Source organism: Sphingobium sp. TB-6 (assembly GCF_012927365.1).
In the GTDB taxonomy this organism is placed as follows: domain Bacteria; phylum Pseudomonadota; class Alphaproteobacteria; order Sphingomonadales; family Sphingomonadaceae; genus Sphingobium.
The window spans coordinates 1-1323 of sequence record NZ_JABBGL010000053.1; the positions used below are offsets into that span (position 1 = coordinate 1).

Genomic DNA, 1323 nt, shown 5'->3' on the forward strand with positions numbered 1-1323 from the left:
TTTGAACCGCCCCGGGATTGCCGGAGGCCCTAACTCCTGAGAGGAAGGGTCTACGATGAGCAAGACGACGAACAAGTTTGCACCGGAGGTTCGTGAGCGGGCCGTCCGCATGGTGCTGGACCACGAAGGCGACCATCCGTCCCGCTGGGCGGCGATCATATCCATTGCCGAGAAGATCGGCTGTTCGGGGCACACGCTGCTAGAGTGGGTAAAGAAGGCTGAGGTGAACAGCGGCAAACGTCCTGGCGTTCCCACCGAACTGGCAGACCGTTTGAAGGCGCTGGAGCGCGAGAACCGTGAGCTTCGCCAGGCCAACGAGATTCTGCGCAAGGCGTCGGCATATTTTGCCCAGGCGGAGCTCGACCGCCCGTTCAAGCGATGACTGCCTTCATTGACGAGCATCGGGATGAGTATGGGGTCGAGCCGATCTGCCGGGTTCTGCCGATCGCCCCATCCACCTATCATGAACGTGTGGCATCGCGACGCGATCCCTCGCGCCTGTCACCACGTGTCCAGCGTGATGAGGCCATGAAGCCCGAGGTTCGGCGCGTGTTCGATGCCAACTTCAAGGTCTACGGCGTGCGCAAGGTGTGGCGGCAGATGCAGCGGGAGGGCTTTGATATTGCCCGCTGCACAGTGGAGCGGTTGATGCGTGATTTGGGCCTGCAGGGCGTGATCCGGGGCAAGCCGGTGAAGACGACGATCAGCGACAAGGCGGCTCCGTGTCCGCTCGATCAGGTCAACCGTCAGTTCCATGCGCCGGCACCGAACATGCTGTGGGTGTCGGACTTCACCTATGTCGCGACGTGGTCGGGGTTCGTCTACGTGGCCTTCGTGATCGACGTATACGCCCGCTATATTGTGGGCTGGCGGGTGAGCAGGACGGCCCATGCCAGCTTTGTGCTCGACGCCCTGGAGCAGGCAATCCATGATCGGCGACCAGTTCATCATGGCGGCCTGATCCACCACAGCGACCGCGGCAGCCAATATGTCTCGATCAAGTATACCGAGCGCCTTGCCGAGGCTGGGATCGAGCCATCGGTCGGGAGTGTGGGCGACAGTTATGACAACGCCTTGGCGGAGACCATCAACGGCCTTTACAAGGCCGAGGTGATCCACCGGCGAGGACCGTGGCGATCCTTTGAAGCCGTTGAATACGCCACTCTCGAATGGGTAGACTGGTTCAACAACCGGCGGTTGCTCGCGCCCATTGGCAACATCCCGCCTGCCGAAGCCGAGGAGCGCTACTACGCCATGCTGGACGAAACACCCATGGCCGCATAATTTAAACCAAATGGCCTCCGGCAATCCCGGGGCGGTTCA

At 61.4% G+C, this 1323-nt stretch carries 1 protein-coding gene and 1 other annotated feature; the gene reads left to right on the forward strand.

Annotated elements, in window-relative coordinates:
• Positions 1 to 55: 55 nt before the first annotated feature.
• A protein-coding gene (locus HHL26_RS24020) for an IS3 family transposase (RefSeq protein WP_169576924.1) occupies positions 56 to 1284 on the forward strand; the annotation gives its coding sequence in 2 pieces (ribosomal slippage) (positions 56 to 344 and positions 344 to 1284; 1230 coding nt in all).
• Positions 337 to 453, forward strand: a sequence feature (AL1L pseudoknot). Its footprint overlaps the gene before it by 117 nt.
• Positions 1285 to 1323: the final 39 nt, after the last annotated feature.